Source organism: Bacillus velezensis (assembly GCF_001461825.1).
GTDB lineage: Bacteria > Bacillota > Bacilli > Bacillales > Bacillaceae > Bacillus > Bacillus velezensis.
The window spans coordinates 149,789-166,233 of the sequence record NZ_LLZC01000019.1 but is presented as its reverse complement, the minus strand read 5'-3'; the positions used below and the strand labels follow the sequence as shown (position 1 = coordinate 166,233).

Genomic DNA, 16,445 nt, shown 5'->3' with positions numbered 1-16,445 from the left:
GCGGCAAACAATGGCATTTGAAGGATTAGCCGACCGACTGCAAAAGACGATTTCAAAAATCCGCGGAAAAGGAAAAGTCAGCGAACAAGACGTAAAAGAGATGATGCGTGAAGTTCGTCTTGCGCTTCTTGAGGCTGACGTTAACTTTAAAGTCGTAAAGGATTTTGTGAAAAAAGTAAGTGAACGGGCTGTCGGACAGGACGTTATGCAGAGTCTGACACCCGGTCAGCAGGTTATTAAAGTCGTAAAAGAAGAGCTTACCGAGCTGATGGGCGGCGAAGAAAGCAAAATTGCCGTCGCCAAACGCCCGCCGACCGTTATTATGATGGTCGGGCTCCAAGGTGCCGGTAAAACGACAACCACGGGGAAGCTTGCCAACCTGCTGCGCAAAAAACATAATCGCAAACCGCTGCTCGTGGCTGCGGATATTTACCGCCCCGCCGCGATTAAACAGCTGGAAACCCTGGGGAAACAGCTTGATATGCCGGTCTTTTCGCTTGGCGATCAGGTCAGCCCGGTGGAAATTGCCAGACAGGCGATTGAAAAAGCGAAGGAAGAGCATCATGATTATGTGATTTTAGATACCGCCGGACGGCTGCACATCGATCATGAACTGATGGATGAGCTCTCCGGCGTAAAGGAAGTCGCAAATCCTGAGGAAATTTTCCTTGTCGTCGACTCAATGACCGGTCAGGATGCGGTAAACGTCGCCAAAAGCTTTAATGACCAGCTCGGTTTAACGGGTGTCATTTTAACAAAGCTTGACGGGGATACCCGCGGAGGTGCGGCGCTTTCTATCCGCGCGGTCACCGAAACGCCGATTAAATTCGCCGGAATGGGAGAAAAGCTCGATGCTCTTGAAGCGTTCCATCCTGAACGGATGGCATCCCGGATTCTCGGAATGGGTGACGTGCTGACGCTGATTGAAAAAGCTCAGGCGACCGTTGATGAAGACAAAGCCAAAGAGCTTGAGCAGAAAATGAGAACGATGAGCTTCACATTGGATGATTTTCTGGAGCAGCTCGGCCAGGTCCGAAACATGGGGCCTCTTGACGAACTGCTGCAAATGATGCCCGGCGCAGGCAAAATGAAAGGCTTAAAAAACATCCAAGTCGATGAAAAACAGCTGAATCATGTGGAAGCGATCATTAAATCAATGACTGTTCTTGAAAAAGAACAGCCGGATATCATTAACGCCAGCCGGCGGAAGCGGATTGCCAAAGGAAGCGGAACATCCGTTCAGGAAGTCAACCGTCTTTTAAAGCAGTTTGAGGAAATGAAAAAAATGATGAAGCAGATGACCAACATGACAAAAGGGAAGAAAAAAGGCTTTAAATTACCTTTTATGTAATCGGTTATACATGATAAAACCGTTGTTAAGAAAAAACACTTTACAAACACTTTTATCATTGTTAATATACTATCTTGTTGAAATATTTTCGGAGGTGCTAGTAAAATGGCAGTAAAAATTCGTTTAAAACGTATGGGAGCAAAAAAATCTCCTTTCTATCGTATTGTTGTAGCAGATTCTCGTTCACCGCGTGACGGCCGTTTCATCGAAACAGTCGGCACATACAACCCGGTTGCAAAGCCGGCTGAAGTGAAAATCAACGAAGAGCTTGCTCTTAAATGGCTTCAAACAGGAGCTAAACCTTCTGATACAGTCCGCAACTTGTTCTCAAGCCAAGGAATTATGGAAAAATTCCACAACGCTAAACAAGGCAAGTAATGACTGATCAGAACTTGGAAGATTTGATTGTCAGCATTGTGGCTCCGCTTGTCGACCATCCGGAAGACATAACGGTCACAAAGGAAGAGACTGATCAAAAGATTGCGCTGCGCTTATCTGTCAATAAGTCAGATACCGGTAAAATTATCGGAAAGCAAGGCCGGACTGCAAGAGCGATTCGAACCGTCGTTTTTGCAGCTGGCGCACAGTCTTCTAAGAAAGTTCAATTTGAAATATTTGACTGAAAAAGGGAGAGGGCCGGCACCTCCCCTTTTTTTACACGTAAAAAAGGCAAATGAACAGAAATATGTTGGAAGAGTGGGGAGTCTGGTCCTATGCAGATTATTCACAGGGTAACCGTTATGCAGGTTCTGACCGAGCAAAGCAAGGAAAAGCTTTTGGCCTCTTTTGCAGAAAAAAAGCAAACGCTTGAACGAGAATGCAGCCAGCTCTATTTTCAGCTTAGAAAACATGAAAAAGATCAGCAGAATCCCGATGTAGCGGAATCTTTTAAAAAAGCCATTGAAAAAAGACAAGACAAAATCAAAATGATCGATTTCCAAATAAGCCAGACAGAGTCGCTCCCGCTTGGAAGCGAAGTGAAGGAAAAGGAGATCGATGCGCTGCTTTCAATCAACGTCGGTGATAACTGGCATGAAAAAACAGCGGCAAATACCATCGTCATAAAAGACGGGGTAGTAATTGAAATCCGCCCGAGGTGATAATATGACAAACAGATGGTTTAATGTAGGCAAAATTGTAAATACCCACGGCATTAAAGGCGAAGTGCGGGTCATTTCTAAAACGGACTTTGCCGAAGAACGGTACAAGCCCGGCAATACGCTTTATTTGTTTGCGGAAGGGGCTGCGGAACCAATCAAAGTAACGGTCAGCGCCCACAGGCTTCACAAGCAGTTTCACCTGCTGCAATTCAAAGAAATGCCGAGTCTCAATGAAGTCGAGCACCTAAGAAACATGGTGATCAAAGTCCCTGAAGAAGACTTGGGAGAGCTTGAAGAAGATGAATTTTATTTTCATGAAATCATCGGCTGCGAGGTTGTGTCAGAAGACGGGGAACTGATCGGCACAGTGAAGGAAATCCTGACGCCCGGGGCTAATGACGTATGGGTGGTTGCAAGAAAAGGCAAAAAAGATGCGCTCATTCCGTATATTGCTTCTGTGGTAAAGGATATTAATATAAATGAGAAGAAAATTAAGATTCATGTAATGGAAGGGTTAATAGACGAATGAAAATCGACTTTTTAACACTGTTTCCCGAAATGTTTCAAGGGGTGCTCGGCTCATCCATTCTGCAAAAAGCACAGGAAAAAGAGGCTGTCCGTTTTGACGTCATCAATTTCCGGGCTTTTTCGGATAATAAACACCAAACGGTTGATGATTACCCGTACGGCGGGGGAGCCGGGATGGTGTTAAAGCCGCAGCCCGTATTTGATGCGGTTGAAAAGCTGACAGCCGGTACGGACGCCAAGCCGCGCATTATTCTCGTCTGCCCGCAAGGTGAGCGTTATACGCAGAAGAAAGCCGAGGAGCTGGCGGAAGAGGAACATCTCATGTTTATTTGCGGACATTATGAAGGGTATGATGAACGGATCCGGGAACATCTTGTCACTGATGAAATCTCCATCGGGGATTTTGTGCTGACCGGGGGAGAGCTCCCTGCCATGATGATCGCCGACAGCGTTGTCAGGCTTTTGCCGGGCGTTCTCGGAAAAGAAGCATCCCACGTGGAGGATTCCTTCAGCACGGGGCTTTTAGAGCATCCGCACTATACGAGGCCTGCAGATTATAGAGGCTTAAAAGTGCCTGAGACCCTTCTGTCGGGCAACCATGCCAAAATACAAGAATGGCGCAATAAAGAATCAATCAGAAGAACCTTTTTAAGACGTCCGGATCTTCTTGAAAACTATCCTCTCACTGATGAGCAAAGAAAATGGATTTCCGAGTGGGAAAACGAATAGATTCTATTGCGCAGGCGATGAAGGTATGATAAGATACTACTTGTGGCTTAAGGAGGCTTATCCTTCAGAAGCTTGAAAACGATGTTCCGCTGTGCCTTGCAGTTGTGGCCAAGAGCATCTGTTGGAAGGAGTTGAAAACGATGCAAAAACTAATTCAAGATATCACAAAAGAACAGCTTCGCACTGATCTTCCTGCGTTCCGTCCTGGTGACACTTTACGTGTACACGTAAAAGTTGTTGAGGGTAACCGTGAGCGTATCCAGATCTTCGAAGGTGTTGTGATCAAGCGTCGTGGTGGTGGAATCAGCGAAACGTTCACAGTTCGTAAGATTTCTTACGGTGTTGGCGTTGAACGTACATTCCCTGTACACACACCAAAAATCGCGAAAATCGAAGTTGTACGTTACGGTAAAGTACGTCGCGCTAAGCTTTACTACCTGCGTGAACTTCGCGGAAAAGCGGCTCGTATTAAAGAAATCAGACGATAATGATAACGAACGAAAAGAGCTTGTTACCCGTAACAGGCTCTTTTTTTATATGAAATTTGTAAAAGCGGAACAAGCAACGTAAAATACATAAGAGATCATCGGAACATCCGGTTCCGGTAAATAAGGCAGGTGTCGAAGTCACATGACCATTCAATGGTTCCCGGGCCATATGGCTAAAGCGAGACGGGAAGTAACAGAAAAACTGAAATTAATTGATATCGTATACGAATTGGTGGATGCGAGAATCCCGATGTCATCGAGAAATCCGATGATTGAGGAGATTTTGAAAAATAAGCCGCGCATTATGCTTTTAAATAAAGCCGATAAGGCGGATGCGGCTGTGACTGCCCAGTGGAAGGACCACTTTCAGGAACAGGGCATTCCCTCTCTTTCAATAAACTCCGTTAACGGGCAGGGACTGCATCAAATCGTGCCGTCCTCGAAAGAGCTGCTGAAAGATAAGTTCGATAAAATGAAAGCAAAAGGCATTAGGCCAAGAGCAATCCGCGCATTAATCATCGGCATTCCGAATGTCGGCAAATCTACGCTCATTAACCGGCTGGCCAAGAAAAACATTGCCAAGACGGGAGACAGGCCCGGCATTACCACTTCACAGCAGTGGGTAAAGGTAGGCAAGGAATTAGAGCTGCTCGATACACCGGGAATTTTATGGCCTAAATTTGAAGATGAGCTTGTCGGCTTGCGCCTGGCGATCACCGGGGCGATTAAAGATACGATTATCAACCTGCAGGATGTGGCCGTCTTCGGGCTGCGCTTTCTGGAAGAGCATTATCCCGACCGCTTGAAGGAGCGCTACGGACTTCAGGAAATCCCTGAGGATATCGCCGCTCTTTTCGACGCGATCGGTGAAAAACGCGGCTGTTTGATGGGCGGCGGAATGGTTGACTATGATAAAACAACGGAAGTCATCATTCGGGACATCCGGACGGAAAAATTCGGCAGGCTTTCATTTGAAACACCATCAGAATAAAGACGCGCAGCGATGCGGGTCTTTATTTTTTCCGCAGAATACCGATATACATAATGTAAGGGAGAAGAGAACGTGAATACATTAACCGTAAAAAGCGTAAAAGAACGCCTGCAAGAGGTCAGGGACGAAAGCGACCCCTTCCTTGCCCAATGTGAGAAAGACCCGAGAAAAAGCGTACAGACGCTTTTAGAGCAATGGCTGAAAAAGCACGCGAAGGAAAAAGCTCTTAAAGAGCAATGGCTGAACATGACGGCATACGAAAGACTGTCATCCAAAAAGGGCTTCCGCCTGATTGCGGGTGTTGACGAAGCCGGAAGAGGGCCGCTTGCCGGACCGGTTGTCGCCGGCGCCGTCATTTTGCCGGCAGAATGCGAGATTCTCGGTCTCACGGACTCGAAGAAATTGTCGGAAAAGAAGCTCGAGGAGTATTACAGCCGGATCACGGAAGAAGCGGCGGCTGTAGGAGTCGGCATTGTCCATGCGGACGTCATTGACCGGATCAACATTTATGAGGCCGCGAGACTGGCGATGGTAAAAGCCGTCAATGCTTTAACGGAAACACCTGATTATCTGCTTGTTGATGCCATGACCCTTCCGCTTGACATTCCGCAGTCATCAGTTATAAAAGGGGATGCCAAAAGCGTGTCAATTGCCGCCGGAGCCTGCATCGCAAAAGTAACGCGGGACCGGCTCATGGCTGAGTACGCCAAAACCTACCCCATGTACGGCTTTGAAAAAAATAAAGGCTACGGAACGAAAGAACATCTTGAAGCTCTTCAGGCATACGGACCGACAACTATTCACCGAAAAACGTTCGCTCCCGTTCAATCTTATTGTTAGAAAAGAGGCTTAAGACATGAACATAAGCGGCGAAATCCAAGCGGCTTTCAGACAGCTGACGGCGGAAATCCCTCCGGACCGGCAAGACGGCGGTAAAGACAGCGGCGCTCAAAGGCTGCTGTTAGGGAAGGTTCTCCGTTTGCTGGACGATCAAAGCGCCCTTATCCAAATCGGCGGCCGGACGATGCAGGGAAAACTTGAAACCGCCCTTCGTCCGCAGGCGTATTACTGGTTTTCTTATGACAAACAGCCGGCGGAAAAAACGGGCCGGCTTCATGTCATTGACCAATTCGAAGGAAGCCCGAAAACCGTTCAGGAAGCGGCGGGAAGACTGTTAAACGCTCTTTCTGTCAAACCGGGCCCTGTGTCTCTGCAGATTGCCGAAACGTTTATGCAGCAGAAGCTGCCGATGACGGAAAACAGCCTCAAAGCCTGCATCCGTTGGGCTGAATCGCTTCCGGCCGCCGAATTGAAAAAAGCGGCGGAAACAATCGTATTTGCGCTGAAACGGGAACTGCCCGCACATCCGGAAGTCTTGTCAGCCATTCATGCCGTTAAATATCCGGTTCCGACCCGGCGCCTCCTCTCAGGACTGCTTCAGGCAATCAATCAGGCTCCGCAATCGGCAAAAGAGCTGTCTGTGCTCAAAGAGGCGGTTTCTGACGTGTTAAACGCGGAAACGGATCTTCATGCAGAACGTCTCTTGAAGAAGCTTGCCGAGGCTGCACGCATGCCGACCCCAGAAACCGGGCTGATGGATGAAGGAGAACGGACGGAATCAAAACAGTCACCATTTGTCCGAGAGACTCGTGAAAACAGAAAGGCAGTCTCAAGCCAACCTTCTCCTCCGAGTGCACGGACAGATCCGGAACTGCCTGAAAAAACGGCAAAACAGATTATAGAGAAATTAATGACCTCGGCAGAAAAAACTGAAAACCGTCCCGTAAAAGTAACGGCGGAGATCATTAAGGCTTTCATTTCTCAAGAAAAAACATTTAAAACAGCACCTGTTCTTCAAAAAGCACATTTGACAGAACAGGAGGCGGCTGTTTTCGAAAAAGCCGTTCAGCTCACCGAATTGAAATATGCGGAAAAACATGATGTATTAAGCCTTTTGCAGAAAATCAAAAAAGGACTGGGCACGCGTGATGAATTATCATTCATTAGAGCGCTTGAAAAAGGCGTGTCTCCGCAGCCGGAGAAACAAGCGCTGAAAACAGCCCTCCAAGCCGTCCGGACGCTTCAAGAAGCGCCCCAATCCGTTAAACAAGAGGCGGAACCGCTTATTCATAAATTAAACGGCCAGCTGTTTATTGAGCAGCATAACCCTTCTTTTACGCAGATGGTGCTGTCATTTCCGCTGGGAGCGTCCGCGTATGAGAATGACATCACAGTTCTCTTTAAAGGACGGAAGAAGCCGGACGGAAAACTCGATCCGTCACATTGCAGGCTCCTGTTTTTGCTGCATCTTGAAACACTGCAAGAAACCGTTGTGGACTGCATCATTCAGCAAAATGTAATGACTATTACGGTTGAGACTGATTTTGAGCTTCAGGCGGCCATCGACCCTCTCGTACCGGCTTTAAAAGAAGCCGTAAAAGAAACGGGCTTCAGTCTGTCAGGCGTCACGGCTAAAAAACGGCGCCCGAAAGACCAGAGCGCTCTTGTGGAAGAGTTTATAGAAAAAGACGGCGGAAGAAAAGTGGATGTGAAAATATGAAAGAGCAAACGCCGTTAAGAAGAGCTGTCGCCCTGCATTACGACCGGCAGAAAGACCAAGTCCCGAAGGTTGTCGCAACAGGCAGGGGGCACGTGGCGGAAAATATTATAAAAGAAGCTGAGAAGGCTGGGGTCCCCATTCAGGAAGACAGAACCCTTGTCGAATTAATGCGCCATTTGACGGTTGACGATCAGATACCGGAGGCGCTTTATGAAACCGTTGCCGAAATTTTTTCATTTGTTTACAGACTGGACGAAACCCTGAAAAACGAAAAATAAGGACCATTCATTTCCCGGACTCCGTTTAAATTTATATTTTCAATAAAATAAAAGTTAGAATGTTTGGAAGGATATAAAGATTTTGTTTTGAACCCTAGACAATTCTTCCAGTATTATATAGAATGAAAGCGCAGTCTATTTTTAGTTTTGCTACATAAGTTAGGAGGATGGGAAATGAATATCCATGAGTACCAGGGAAAAGAAGTCCTCAGAAAATACGGGGTGTCTGTTCCTGAAGGTAAAGTGGCTTTTACAGCAGAGGAAGCAGTTGAAAAAGCAGAGAGCCTGTCAAGCTCGGTTTATGTCGTAAAGGCGCAAATCCATGCTGGCGGCCGCGGCAAAGCTGGTGGGGTAAAGATTGCAAAAACAAAAGATGAAGTGAAAGAGTATGCCGAAGAACTGTTAGGCAAGACGCTCGTCACACATCAAACGGGTCCGGACGGACAAGTAATAAAACGCTTACTTATTGAAGAAGGCTGCGATATTAAAAAGGAATACTATGTCGGGCTTGTACTTGACCGCGCTACTTCAAGAATCGTTTTAATGGCGTCTGAAGAAGGCGGAACGGAGATTGAAGAAGTAGCGGAAAAAACACCTGAAAAAATTAAAAAAGCGGTAATTGATCCGGCTGTCGGCCTTCAGGGCTATCAGGCAAGGGAAATTGCATTCGCAATTAACATCCCGAAAGAGCTTGTCGGCAAAGCCGCTAAATTTATGCTCGGTTTATACAAAGCATTTGTTGAGAAGGACTGCTCCATCGCCGAGATCAACCCTCTCGTCGTTACGGGGGACGGAAACGTCATGGCGCTGGATGCTAAGCTGAACTTCGACAGCAATGCGTTATACAGACAAAAAGACATTATGGAATACAGAGATTTAGATGAAGAAGATCCGAAAGAAATCGAAGCGTCAAAATACGATTTAAGCTACATTTCCCTTGATGGAAATATCGGCTGTATGGTAAACGGCGCGGGTCTTGCAATGTCTACAATGGATATCATTAAACACTACGGCGGAGAACCTGCAAACTTCCTTGATGTCGGGGGCGGCGCAACCGCAGAAAAAGTTACGGAAGCTTTTAAAATCATTCTTTCCGATCAAAACGTAAAAGGAATTTTCGTTAATATTTTCGGAGGCATCATGAAGTGTGATGTCATCGCCGAGGGCGTTGTTGAAGCGACGAGACAAGTCGGATTGACATTGCCGCTGGTCGTGCGCCTTGAAGGGACAAACGTAGATTTAGGAAAGAAAATCCTGAATGAATCAGGCTTAAACATCACATCTGCGGAATCAATGGCAGACGGCGCACAGAAAATCGTATCCTTAGTTTAGGAAAGAATGAAAGGCAGGGGACCAGATAATGAGTGTTTTTATCAATAAAGATACAAGAGTTATTGTACAGGGGATTACAGGTTCTACCGCTTTATTTCATACAAAGCAGATGCTGGAATACGGCACGAATATCGTTGGCGGTGTAACACCTGGAAAAGGCGGAACGGAAGCGGAAGGCGTACCGGTATTCAATACGGTCGCAGAAGCGGTTCATACAACGGGCGCTGATGCGTCAGTTATTTACGTGCCGGCTCCGTTTGCGGCGGACGCAATTATGGAAGCGGTTGACGCGGAAATTGATCTTGTCATTTGTATCACTGAGCACATTCCGGTTTTGGACATGGTGAAGGTGAAGCGCTTTATGGAAGGCAAGAAAACGAGATTAATAGGGCCGAACTGCCCGGGTGTTATTACACCTGAAGAATGCAAGATCGGCATTATGCCGGGATACATTCATAAAAGGGGCCATGTAGGCGTTGTATCCCGTTCAGGAACATTGACATACGAGGCCGTCCATCAGCTTTCAGAAGCCGGCGTAGGCCAATCTACCGCTGTAGGGATCGGCGGCGATCCGGTCAACGGCACGAACTTTATTGACGTGTTAAAAGCGTTCAATGAAGATCCTGAAACACATGCCGTCATCATGATCGGAGAAATCGGCGGCACAGCTGAAGAAGAAGCGGCTGAGTGGGTGAAAGCGAACATGACGAAGCCTGTTGTCGGCTTTATCGGCGGTAAAACCGCGCCTCCGGGAAAACGCATGGGCCACGCGGGCGCCATCATCTCCGGAGGAAAAGGCACGGCAGAAGAAAAAGTCAAAACGATGAACGCCTGCGGAATTGAAGTCGCGGAAACCCCTTCTGTAATGGGTGAAACGTTGATTAAGGTGTTAAAAGAAAAAGGCTTATTTGAAACGTGCAAAACGCACTGATCGAAGCAGGGGCAGCCGTAACGGCTGTTCCTGTTTTTGCTGAAAAAAGAGGAGGTTGCCAGATTTGGATCAAGCATCGCGCTGTTTAATGGTCTGCAGTATTAATCAAATCATTTCCCCGTCTCTTCTATTAAAATGGTGGAAAGCTGACCACTCTCTGTCTTTTTTACCGGATCCGCATCCATTAACTGTTTTATCAGAAGGGAAAACAGCCCCGGAAGCAATTTTTCGGGAAATAGAGCGCAAGGAACCGGAACTTGATGAAGTTCTGTCCGATTACCGCCGCAAAGGCATTACTGTCATTCCGATTTCATCAAGCCGCTATCCAACATGGCTTAAAGCGATTTATGATCCGCCGGCTGTCTTGTATGCAAAAGGGAACACGCTGCTTCTTGAAAAAGGCAGAAAAATCGGGATTGTAGGAACGCGGAAACCGACGGAAGACGGAATAAAAGCGGCTGGGCATCTTTCCGCCGAACTCTCAAAAAAAGGCTGGGTCATTGTAAGCGGGCTTGCATCCGGTATAGACGGATTGTCTCATAAGGCGAGCATCAGGGCAAAAGGGCTTACGATCGGCGTGATAGCCGGCGGATTCCATCATATCTATCCCCGGGAAAATCTCCTGTTAGCAGAATACATGGCTGAACACCATCTCCTACTCTCAGAACATCCTCCTGAAACAAAGCCGAAAAAATGGCACTTTCCGATGAGAAACCGCATAATCAGCGGACTAAGTGAAGGAATTGTGGTCGTGCAGGGAAAAGAAAAAAGCGGTTCATTAATCACAGCTTACCAGGCTCTCGATCAAGGCAGAGAGGTATTTGCCGTTCCGGGTTCCATATTTAATCCATATTCCGGAGGACCTATAAAACTCATTCAAGAAGGGGCGAAAGCTGTATTATGCGCAGAGGATATTGACGGAGAGCTGACCGCCCGATGCGTTCAGTATACGGAACCCTTTTGAAATATCGTTTGACAAACGGTATTGTAATATTTAATAATAGTGAGGATTTAAAGTTGCACATTATTTTCATGTATAAAATGACGTTCATCATAAAGAATGAAATGTTGAAAGCCATAAAAAGGCAGCTCTAAAATGAATTGATACTTGAAAAGAGAGAGAACACCTCTTGAGGGGGATGAAAATGTCTGATTATCTAGTCATCGTGGAATCGCCGGCAAAGGCGAAAACGATTGAACGTTATTTAGGGAAGAAATATAAAGTCAAAGCTTCAATGGGACATGTCCGGGATCTTCCGAAAAGTCAAATGGGAGTTGACATCGAACAGAACTTTGAACCGAAATATATTACGATCCGCGGAAAAGGCCCTGTTTTAAAAGAATTAAAAACAGCGGCAAAGAAAGCAAAAAAAGTCTATCTCGCGGCCGACCCCGACAGAGAAGGGGAAGCGATTGCATGGCATCTCGCACACAGCCTTGATCTGGATCTCAGCTCGGACTGCCGGGTCGTCTTTAATGAAATAACGAAAGACGCCATTAAAGAATCATTTAAACATCCGCGCATGATTAATATGGATCTTGTCGATGCGCAGCAGGCGCGCCGCATACTAGACAGACTCGTCGGATACAAAATCAGCCCGATTCTTTGGAAAAAAGTAAAAAAAGGCCTCAGTGCGGGCCGTGTGCAATCCGTTGCACTCCGGCTGATCATCGACCGGGAAAAGGAAATCAACGACTTTAAACCTGAAGAGTACTGGACGATTACCGGCTCATTTTTAAAGGGAAAAGAGACGTTTGAAGCCGGATTTTTCGGGAAAAGCGGCAAAAAGCTTCCTTTAAAAAGCGAAGAAGACGTAAAAGCCGTCCTTGCTCAGCTGAAAGGGAATAAGTATACAGTTGACAAGGTTACGAAAAAAGAGCGCAAACGAAATCCCGCTCTGCCGTTTACAACGTCCACTCTGCAGCAGGAGGCTGCCAGGAAGCTGAATTTCAGAGCGAAGAAAACGATGATGATCGCTCAGCAATTATATGAAGGAATTGATCTCGGCAAAGAAGGGACAGTCGGGCTCATCACGTATATGAGAACGGACTCAACGCGGATTTCCAATACAGCCGTTGAAGAAGCGTCAGCTTTTATTGATCAGGCGTACGGAAAAGAGTACTTAGCGGGAAAACGGAAACCGGCAAAGAAAAATGAAAATGCTCAAGATGCCCACGAAGCGATCCGCCCGACTTCGGTGCTCAGAAAACCTGCCGACTTAAAAGCGGTGCTTGGAAGAGACCAGCTCAGATTATACAAGCTGATTTGGGAGCGCTTTGTTGCAAGCCAGATGGCGCCTGCAGTCCTAGATACGATGAGCGTCGATCTCAGCAATAACGGATTGACATTCCGGGCAAACGGAAGTAAAGTCAAATTCGCCGGCTTCATGAAAGTCTATGTAGAGGGTAAAGACGATCAGCTGGAAGAAAAAGACCGCATGCTTCCGGACCTTAAAGAGGGAGACACGGTTTTATCGAAAGATATTGAGCCTGAGCAGCACTTTACTCAGCCGCCTCCGCGTTATACAGAGGCGCGCCTGGTTAAAACACTTGAAGAACTGGGGATCGGCCGTCCTTCGACATATGCGCCGACTCTTGACACCATCCAGCGCCGCGGTTACGTGGGATTAGACAATAAACGGTTTGTGCCGACTGAGCTTGGGCAGATCGTGCTGGATCTTATCATGGAGTTTTTCCCGGAAATCATCAACGTTGAATTCACGGCTAAAATGGAAAGAGACCTTGACCATGTTGAAGATGGCCAGACAGAATGGGTTCAAATCATTGACAGCTTCTACACCGACTTCGAAAAACGCGTGAAAAAAGCGGAAGCCGAAATGAAAGAAGTGGAAATCGAACCTGAATACGCCGATGAAGATTGTGAATTATGCGGCTCCCGGATGGTTTATAAAATGGGCCGATACGGCAAATTTATGGCGTGCTCCAACTTCCCTGACTGCCGGAATACAAAACCGATTGTCAAACAAATCGGCGTAAAATGTCCTAAGTGCCATGAAGGAAACATTGTCGAACGAAAATCAAAAAAGAAACGCGTCTTTTACGGCTGTGACCGTTATCCTGAATGCGACTTCGTATCTTGGGACAAACCGATTGAACGAAAATGCCCGAAATGTGAAAATATGCTCGTAGAGAAAAAGCTTAAAAAAGGCATACAAGTCCAATGCGTCGAATGCGATTATAAGGAAGAACCACAGAAGTAGCGGTGAGCAGAGCCTTGCTCACCTTCTTTGTGTGGAAGGGACAAACAACAGGAGATGAAAAGAAATGAACCAGCAAACAGTTAATGTAATCGGAGCAGGCCTTGCCGGAAGTGAAGCGGCATGGCAGCTTGCAAAACGAGGAATTCAAGTGAAACTATATGAAATGCGGCCCGTCAGGCAGACGGCAGCCCATCATACTGATAAATTCGCCGAACTGGTATGCAGCAACTCCCTCCGTTCAAATACACTCGCCAATGCGGTAGGCGTATTAAAAGAAGAAATGCGGGCGCTTGACTCGGCAATCATTCAATCTGCTGATAAATGCTCGGTTCCGGCAGGGGGAGCGCTTGCCGTTGACCGTCATGAATTTGCGCAAAGCGTGACGGATCTCGTGAAAAACCATCCGAACGTAACGGTTCTTACTGAGGAAGTAACAGAGATTCCGGAAGGCCCGACGGTTATCGCGACCGGACCGCTTACGTCAGAATCGCTTTCACAGCAGCTGAAAGAGCTCACGGGAGAAGAGTATCTGTATTTTTATGACGCGGCGGCGCCGATTGTCGAAAAAGACAGCCTTGATATGGAGAAAGTGTACTTAAAATCCCGTTATGACAAGGGAGAAGCGGCGTACTTAAACTGCCCGATGACAGAGGAAGAGTTCGACCGTTTCTATGAAGCATTGACGACGGCTGAGACGGTACCTTTAAAAGAATTCGAGAAAGAAATCTTCTTTGAAGGCTGCATGCCGATTGAAGTCATGGCGAAAAGAGGCAAGAAAACGATGCTGTTCGGACCGATGAAACCGGTCGGACTGGAAGATCCGAAAACTGGCAAGCGCCCTTATGCAGTCGTTCAGCTCAGACAGGATGATGCGGCGGGAACGCTTTATAATATTGTAGGTTTTCAGACACATTTAAAATGGGGAGACCAAAAAGAAGTGCTTAAACTGATCCCCGGCCTTGAAAATGTTGATATCGTCAGATACGGCGTCATGCACAGAAACACATTTATCAACTCGCCGAGCCTTTTGAACCCGACATATCAATTTAAACAGCGTAACGATCTGTTTTTCGCGGGCCAAATGACCGGCGTAGAGGGTTATGTTGAATCTGCCGCTTCAGGTCTTGTAGCGGGAATCAATGCCGCCAAACTTGTGCTCGGTCAGGATCTTGTGACATTCCCGCAGGAGACGGCGATCGGAAGCATGGCTCACTACATTACGACGACAAATCAGAAGAACTTCCAGCCGATGAATGCAAACTTCGGCCTCTTAAAAGAATTGCCTGTAAAAATTAAAAACAAAAAAGAACGAAATGAAGAATACGCTAAACGCGCAATTGAGACTATTCAAACTATTTCGAAAACGATATAGCTTTTCATTGCAACTTCGATGCATTATATGATACCATTTAAAAGCCCTTCGGAGAGGGAGGTCTTCATAATGACTGAGAATGTTAACTTTTTTTTAAAGTTATTCGTTGAATATTTACAAATTGAAAAAAATTATTCACAATATACTATTGTGAATTATGTTAATTCGATTGAAGAATTTGGGATGTTTCTGCATGCTCAAAATATAAATGGAATGAAAGAAGCTGCATATCATGATGTGAGAATATTTTTGACAGAGGCTTATGAAAAAGGCCTGTCAAGAAAAACAATCAGCAAGAAAATTTCAGCTTTGAGAAGCTTCTATAAATTTTTAATGAGGGAAAAGCTTGTTGAAGAGAATCCGTTTCAGCTTGTTCATCTGCCGAAACAAGAGAAACGGATTCCGAAGTTTCTTTATGAAAAAGAACTTGAGGAACTATTCGCTGTTTCAGACAGAAGTCAGCCGTCAGGGATGCGCGATCAGGCCCTGCTTGAGCTTCTTTATGCGACCGGAATGAGGGTCAGTGAGTGCTGTACGCTTACTGTCGGCGATCTTGACCTGTTCATGGATACGGTGCTCGTTCACGGGAAAGGCAAGAAGCAGCGCTATATCCCGTTCGGCTCATATGCCCGTGATGCGCTGGAGCTGTATATCAACAGCGGAAGGCAGTGCCTGCTTGAAAAAGCAAAAGAGCCTCATGATGTGCTGTTTGTCAATCAAAGAGGCGGCCCGCTGACCGCCAGAGGAATCCGGTATATTTTAAGCGGGCTTGTAAAAAAAGCATCCGGCACTTTACATATACACCCGCATATGCTTCGGCACACGTTTGCGACTCATCTGCTGAATGAAGGGGCTGATTTAAGAAGCGTCCAGGAGCTTTTGGGCCATTCCAATCTGTCTTCTACGCAGATATACACGCATGTATCGAAGGAAATGCTGAGAAACACATATATGTCCCACCACCCGAGAGCTTTTAAAGAAAATTAAAAGGAGGCCCTTCTCATGTCATCTTTTCATGCGACAACGATTTTTGCCGTCCGGCATAACGGGAAAAGCGCTATGTCAGGAGACGGCCAGGTCACATTCGGTCAGGCTGTAGTCATGAAACATACCGCGAGAAAAGTGAGAAAGCTGTTTAACGGAAAGGTTCTGGCCGGATTTGCGGGATCTGTTGCAGACGCTTTCACACTTTTTGAATTGTTTGAGGCGAAGCTTGAAGAATACAACGGCAATTTAAAACGTGCGTCGGTTGAGCTTGCGAAAGAATGGCGCAGCGATAAAGTGCTGCGCAAGCTGGAAGCCATGCTGATTGTCATGAACCAGGATACCTTGCTTCTCGTATCGGGAACAGGTGAAGTGATTGAGCCGGATGACGGCATTTTGGCAATCGGCTCCGGCGGAAACTACGCCCTGTCAGCAGGAAGAGCGCTGAAAACCTATGCCGGAGAGAATCTGTCCGCCAAAGATATTGCAAAAGCCGCTTTGAAAATCGCGGGCGAGATTTGTGTGTACACAAACGATCAGATCATTTTGGAAGAACTTGAATAGAAAGGACTTGAGGCGC

The 16,445-nt window shown here is 46.6% G+C and carries 18 protein-coding genes; all 18 read left to right on the top strand.

Translation table 11 applies throughout. The annotated features are described in order from the left end of the window. The first annotated feature begins 10 nt into the window (after positions 1–10). The 18 genes from ffh (at position 11) to hslV (ending at position 16,429) form a co-directional block, all read left to right on the top strand. Positions 11–1,351 (top strand): signal recognition particle protein, encoded by a 1,341-nt coding sequence (ffh, locus tag AR442_RS11530; protein WP_007409763.1) that lies wholly within the window; start codon positions 11–13, stop codon positions 1,349–1,351. Positions 1,352–1,456: 105 nt separating this feature from the next. Continuing rightward, positions 1,457–1,729 (top strand): 30S ribosomal protein S16, encoded by a 273-nt coding sequence (rpsP, locus tag AR442_RS11525; protein ID WP_003154296.1) that lies wholly within the window; start codon positions 1,457–1,459, stop codon positions 1,727–1,729. Continuing rightward, complete coding sequence (locus AR442_RS11520) at positions 1,729–1,974, top strand: KH domain-containing protein (protein ID WP_007611392.1); 246 nt, start codon at positions 1,729–1,731, stop codon at positions 1,972–1,974. Before rpsP ends, AR442_RS11520 begins: the two co-directional genes overlap by 1 nt. A 90-nt stretch (positions 1,975–2,064) precedes the next feature. Next, complete coding sequence (locus AR442_RS11515; RefSeq protein ID WP_003154291.1) at positions 2,065–2,451, top strand: YlqD family protein; 387 nt, start codon at positions 2,065–2,067, stop codon at positions 2,449–2,451. A 4-nt stretch (positions 2,452–2,455) separates the two neighbouring features. Then, the gene (gene rimM, locus AR442_RS11510; RefSeq protein ID WP_003154290.1) at positions 2,456–2,980 is read left to right on the top strand and encodes a ribosome maturation factor RimM; all 525 of its coding nucleotides are present in this window, start codon (positions 2,456–2,458) and stop codon (positions 2,978–2,980) included. After that, complete coding sequence (gene trmD, locus AR442_RS11505) at positions 2,977–3,708, top strand: tRNA (guanosine(37)-N1)-methyltransferase TrmD (protein WP_022553353.1); 732 nt, start codon at positions 2,977–2,979, stop codon at positions 3,706–3,708. Before rimM ends, trmD begins: the two co-directional genes overlap by 4 nt. A 140-nt stretch (positions 3,709–3,848) precedes the next feature. Beyond that, complete coding sequence (rplS, locus tag AR442_RS11500) at positions 3,849–4,196, top strand: 50S ribosomal protein L19 (protein WP_003154288.1); 348 nt, start codon at positions 3,849–3,851, stop codon at positions 4,194–4,196. 142 nt (positions 4,197–4,338) lie between these two features. Further along, positions 4,339–5,187: a ribosome biogenesis GTPase YlqF gene (gene ylqF, locus AR442_RS11495; RefSeq protein WP_007611396.1), complete on the top strand. Its 849-nt coding sequence runs from the start codon at positions 4,339–4,341 to the stop codon at positions 5,185–5,187. 72 nt (positions 5,188–5,259) lie between these two features. Further along, on the top strand, positions 5,260–6,027 hold the full coding sequence (locus AR442_RS11490; RefSeq protein WP_007611398.1) for a ribonuclease HII: 768 nt from the start codon (positions 5,260–5,262) through the stop codon (positions 6,025–6,027). A 16-nt stretch (positions 6,028–6,043) separates the two neighbouring features. Further along, positions 6,044–7,747 carry a hypothetical protein gene (locus tag AR442_RS11485; protein WP_022553351.1) on the top strand — a complete coding sequence of 568 codons (1,704 nt, stop codon included), beginning with the start codon at positions 6,044–6,046 and terminating at the stop codon, positions 7,745–7,747. Beyond that, positions 7,744–8,025: a FlhB-like flagellar biosynthesis protein gene (locus tag AR442_RS11480; RefSeq protein ID WP_014417762.1), complete on the top strand. Its 282-nt coding sequence runs from the start codon at positions 7,744–7,746 to the stop codon at positions 8,023–8,025. Before AR442_RS11485 ends, AR442_RS11480 begins: the two co-directional genes overlap by 4 nt. Before the next feature lie 174 nt (positions 8,026–8,199). Beyond that, entirely contained in the window at positions 8,200–9,357 is a 1,158-nt protein-coding gene (gene sucC / locus AR442_RS11475) for an ADP-forming succinate--CoA ligase subunit beta (protein ID WP_003154283.1), read from the top strand. A gap of 28 nt (positions 9,358–9,385) precedes the next feature. Further along, entirely contained in the window at positions 9,386–10,288 is a 903-nt protein-coding gene (gene sucD / locus AR442_RS11470; RefSeq protein ID WP_014417763.1) for a succinate--CoA ligase subunit alpha, read from the top strand. Positions 10,289–10,352: 64 nt separating this feature from the next. Next, positions 10,353–11,252, top strand: coding sequence for a DNA-processing protein DprA (gene dprA / locus AR442_RS11465; protein WP_014417764.1), 900 nt, complete (start codon positions 10,353–10,355; stop codon positions 11,250–11,252). Positions 11,253–11,433: 181 nt separating this feature from the next. Further along, on the top strand, positions 11,434–13,509 hold the full coding sequence (gene topA / locus AR442_RS11460; protein ID WP_014417765.1) for a type I DNA topoisomerase: 2,076 nt from the start codon (positions 11,434–11,436) through the stop codon (positions 13,507–13,509). 64 nt (positions 13,510–13,573) lie between these two features. Continuing rightward, on the top strand, positions 13,574–14,881 hold the full coding sequence (trmFO, locus tag AR442_RS11455; RefSeq protein ID WP_012117550.1) for an FADH(2)-oxidizing methylenetetrahydrofolate--tRNA-(uracil(54)-C(5))-methyltransferase TrmFO: 1,308 nt from the start codon (positions 13,574–13,576) through the stop codon (positions 14,879–14,881). A gap of 69 nt (positions 14,882–14,950) precedes the next feature. Continuing rightward, positions 14,951–15,868 (top strand): tyrosine recombinase XerC, encoded by a 918-nt coding sequence (gene xerC, locus AR442_RS11450; protein WP_007409774.1) that lies wholly within the window; start codon positions 14,951–14,953, stop codon positions 15,866–15,868. Positions 15,869–15,883: 15 nt separating this feature from the next. Beyond that, a complete protein-coding gene (gene hslV, locus AR442_RS11445) occupies positions 15,884–16,429 on the top strand; it encodes an ATP-dependent protease subunit HslV (protein WP_022553348.1) in 546 nt (181 codons plus the stop codon). Positions 16,430–16,445 lie beyond the last annotated feature (16 nt).